At 64.5% G+C, this 4,107-nt stretch carries 5 protein-coding genes; 2 read left to right on the forward strand and 3 right to left on the reverse strand.

Features of this window, described 5'->3' with window-relative positions:
- Positions 1–868: LysR family transcriptional regulator (locus AC1VAN_RS13780; RefSeq protein ID WP_480985998.1), on the forward strand; the 868-nt coding region annotated here is incomplete at its 5' end.
- Positions 869–931: 63 nt separating this feature from the next.
- On the opposite strand, the gene AC1VAN_RS13785 is transcribed toward AC1VAN_RS13780, so the two are convergent.
- Positions 932–1,459 carry a hypothetical protein gene (locus tag AC1VAN_RS13785; protein WP_025877789.1) on the reverse strand — a complete coding sequence of 176 codons (528 nt, stop codon included), beginning with the start codon at positions 1,457–1,459 and terminating at the stop codon, positions 932–934.
- A gap of 112 nt (positions 1,460–1,571) precedes the next feature.
- Here AC1VAN_RS13785 and AC1VAN_RS13790 point away from each other — a divergent pair, with 112 nt between their 5' ends.
- Positions 1,572–1,952 (forward strand): hypothetical protein, encoded by a 381-nt coding sequence (locus AC1VAN_RS13790; protein ID WP_152543265.1) that lies wholly within the window; start codon positions 1,572–1,574, stop codon positions 1,950–1,952.
- A gap of 283 nt (positions 1,953–2,235) precedes the next feature.
- Here the strand turns inward: AC1VAN_RS13790 and gcvH are convergent, their stop codons facing one another.
- Complete coding sequence (gene gcvH / locus AC1VAN_RS13795) at positions 2,236–2,631, reverse strand: glycine cleavage system protein GcvH (protein WP_025877788.1); 396 nt, start codon at positions 2,629–2,631, stop codon at positions 2,236–2,238.
- A gap of 94 nt (positions 2,632–2,725) precedes the next feature.
- Positions 2,726–3,838 (reverse strand): glycine cleavage system aminomethyltransferase GcvT, encoded by a 1,113-nt coding sequence (gene gcvT, locus AC1VAN_RS13800; RefSeq protein ID WP_032974958.1) that lies wholly within the window; start codon positions 3,836–3,838, stop codon positions 2,726–2,728.
- Positions 3,839–4,107 lie beyond the last annotated feature (269 nt).

Consider the following 4,107-nt stretch of genomic DNA (forward strand, 5'->3'; position numbering starts at 1 on the left):
CCTCAGTGCCGCGGCATCGGCACTGGACATCTCCGCGACGATGGCCGGCAAGCACCTGCGCGCCCTGGAAGAACGGCTGGGCATGCAGTTGTTGAACCGCACGACCCGTCGGCAGCATATGACCGCTTTCGGTGAGGCCTACTTCGGCCGCTGCAAAGAGATCCTGCGCCTGGTGGAGGAAACCGATGCGCAGGCCCAGCATCACCACCTGGCACCGGCGGGCACGCTGCGGATCAGTGCACCGGTGATCTTCGGCACGCATGCGCTGGTGCCGGCACTGTCGACCTACATGGACCGCTACCCCGAGGTCAGTGTCGAACTGGTCCTGACCGATCGCGTGGTCGAACTGGCCGATGAGGRGTTCGAGGCCGCCATCCGCATCGGCACGCTGGCCGACGCCACGCATCTCGTAGCGCGTCCGCTCAGCGCCTACCGGCTGACCCTGTGTGCATCGCCGGCCTATCTCACACGGCATGGCACGCCGCACAACGCGCAGGAGCTGCAGCAGCATCAATGCCTGTCGCTGGATCCTGCTGCGCTGTCGCACTGGCTGGGCAACGAAGTGGCATTGCCAGCGCCGCCTTCGGGACGGTTGCAGATCAACAACGGCGAAGCGTTGCGGCTGGCCGCGCTGCAGGGCCTGGGCATCATCCTGCAGTCGAGCCTGCTGCTGGCAGCAGACATCGATGCGGGTAGCCTGGTCCCGTTGCTGCCGGAACATGGCCGGCACGGTCGGCCCATGCACGTGGTCTATCCGCACGACCGGTATCACTCCACCCGGCTGCGCAGCTTCGTGGATTTCCTGGTCGAGCGGTTTCCCTGCGACGCAGCGGGTGAACGCAGCTGGCCAGGCGCAGGCAGCCCATAAAAAAACCCCCTCCCCGCTGGGCAGTCGGGGAAGGGGTCTCAGGGTACGGCTATCGGGAAGTACTTAGATCAGCGGTGCCGGAGTTGCCGGAAGGGCCACCGGAGCGGCCTTCTTCTTGCGGGCGGCCGGCTTGCGCTTGGCAACCTTCTTGGCAGCCTTCTTCGGGGCAGCCTTCTTGGTCGCCTTCTTCGCAGTCTTCTTCACTGCCTTCTTGGCGGTCTTCTTTGTCGCCTTCTTCACTGCCTTCTTGGCGACCTTCTTGGCCGGCTTGCGGGCAGTGGTCTTCTTGGCGGCTTTCTTGGCAGTCTTCTTGGTGGCCTTCTTGGCTACCTTCTTGACGGCCTTCTTCGCGGTCTTCTTTACGGCCTTCTTGGCAGCGGACTTCTTGGCTACCTTCTTGGCCGCCTTCTTCACTGTCTTCTTCGCCGTGGCCTTCTTGGCGACCTTCTTGGCAGCCTTCTTCACTGCCTTCTTGGCAGTCGCCTTCTTCGCGACCTTCTTCACTGCCTTCTTGGCAGCGGCCTTYTTGGCGACCTTCTTCACCGCTTTCTTGGCGGCGGGCTTTTTCTTCGCAGCTTTCTTGGTTGCCATGGTGATGGCTCCTCGTCAGTGATAGGGAGTTGAAACGCCCAGGTGGATCAAACCCGCCCATGCTGCGTGCGGGGACCGCCGGCGCGTCGGGCGCGCCGTTACGGATGCGGTGATGCCCGCCACGATCGGCGGAGCAGGCATCGGAACAGGGGTTGCCTTGCATTTCTCGAGGGGAAGCGGGGCCATCTCCACCGTCGTCAGGATCGCGGTGGTCTTCGAGGGGCTGCTTCGCATCGGACGATTGATTCTGCGCACTCGGTTTGGCAGGCAAGGTCTGCTGAGGCGAAACCTAATCACGGTTTTTTTTACTGTCAACAACCCCCGCGAAAAATTTTCACATCCGCCGCGTCCCGGAAGCCCTTCCCGCGCCTGCCGATGTTCCTCCGCGAGCGCCGGCAAACACTGCATCGCGCATCGTCGCTGCCATCAACTGCGCACGAACAGCGAAGAAAAAACACTTGAAATAAGCACTCTGCGTCATGTAGGGGCCTGAAGCGGAACGCCACGCGGCGACGCGGCCATGCATGGCAACGCACGCGCCAACGCCAGCACAACGGTCCTGCAACAAGGCCAAAAACTTTTCACATCCGGGCGCGCCGCCGCGGGGGTGGAAACGCGGATTTGCGCAAAACTGCGCACGCCTTTTGCCCGCGCTCAACACCGACTGATGCCATGGCGATGGCATGCGGCGAACCGGCCGGCATAAGTTCGAAGCCTCCTCCAAAACGAAAACGGCCACCCGAGGGTGGCCGTTTTCGTACCGGGGAAACGACGACTCAGTGCTCTTCGTCTTCCAGGCCTTCGGCGTACGCGTCCGGGTCCAGCAGCTCGTTGAGCTCGTCGCTGTTGGACACTTCGACAACGAACATCCAGCCATCGCCGTAGGCGTCTTCGTTGATGGTTTCCGGCTTGTCGGCCAGTGCCGAGTTGACCTCGACGATGGTGCCGCTGATCGGGCTGTAGACGTCGGAGGCGGCCTTCACCGACTCGACGACCGCGATCTGCTCGTTGGCCTTGGCGGTCGCGCCGACTTCGGGCAGCTCGACGTAGACCAGGTCACCCAGCAGGCCCTGGGCGTGGTCGGAAATACCGACGGTCACGCGGCCATTGCCTTCGACACGGGCCCACTCATGGGACTTGAGGAACTTGAGGTCGCCGGGGATCTCGCTCATGGGACTGCTCCAGAGATATGCAGGGGGTGGAAAAAACGGGGCTAGTGTAACCAACCGGCCGCCACTGCTGGCAGTGACGACCGGCATGTTTGGATCAGGCGTCGCCAAGCACGCCGGGCTGGGCCTGGCCTTCGCGCACGAACGGGAACTTGACCACCCGCACCGGCACCTGACGGCCGCGGATGTCGACGGTGACCTGACCGAGTTCACCGGCCGGCACGCGCGCGAATGCGATGCCCTTGGCCAGGGTCGGCGAGAAGGTGCCGGACAGGATCTCGCCCTGGCCGCCGGCAGTGGTGACCGCCTGGCCATGGCGCAGCACGCCCTTCTCATCCATCACCAGGCCGATCATCTGACGTGCGTTGCCAGCCGCCTTCTGCGCCTCCAGCACGTCGCGGCCGATGAAGTCGCGACCCTCGTCCAGCGACACCGTCCAGGCCAGCGCCGCTTCGTAGGGGCTGATCGCTTCGTCCATGTCCTGGCCGTACAGATTCATGCCGGCTTCCAGGCGCAGGGTATCGCGCGCGCCAAGACCGGCCGGCTTCACGCCGGCAGCAAGCAGGCGGTTCCAGAACGCGACCACGGCATCCTGCGGCAGCAGGATCTCGAAACCGTCTTCGCCGGTGTAGCCGGTGCGGGCGACGAACAGTTCAACGCCGTCGTCGGACTGCACCTGCAGCGCGGCGAAACGGCCGAGCTTGCCCAGCGACTCACGGTCGGCTTCGCGGGCCAGGCCGATGACGATGTCGCGCGCCTGCGGACCCTGCACAGCGAGGATCGCCAGGTCTGGACGCTGTTCGACCGAGACGTTGAACGGCGCAGCCTGCTCGCGCAGCCACGCCAGATCCTTCTCGCGGGTGGAGGCGTTGACCACCATGCGGAAGAAGTCGTCGCCCAGGTAATAGACGATCAGGTCGTCGATGACGCCGCCCTGCGGATTCAGCATGCACGAGTACAACGCCTTGCCGGTGGCCTTGAGCTTGTCGACCGAGTTGGCCAGCAGGCGGCGCAGGAACGGCTTGACCTGGTCGCCGCGCAGGTCGACCACGGTCATGTGGCTGACGTCGAACACGCCCGACTCACGACGCACCAGGTGGTGCTCGTCCAGCTGCGAGCCGTAGTGGATGGGCATGTCCCAACCCCCGAAATCGACCATCTTGGCGCCAAGGGCGCGGTGGGTATCGTTGAGCAGCGTCTTCTGGGTCATGACCGGGTCCGGCAGCAGAGGAAACAAGAACGCGCATTATCCCAGATCGGTCGGCCGCAGGTCGCGCCGCAGCGCAGCGGGGGGATGTTGGCCGGCCTGCGGCCGGCGGGCGCTTTCTACAAGCCAGGCAACGGCAACGGCCAAAGCGTATCGGCTCGGCGACGTCTGTGGGCTGGTGGGGCGATGTGGGGTTGCGGGACGCGCCGCAAGTACGTCCGTGTAGGCTCGTAGGCGCCATCCATGGCGCCTGCGGTCCCTCCACCCCACAC

It is taken from the genome of Stenotrophomonas sp. 05L44_2, from assembly GCF_056665995.1.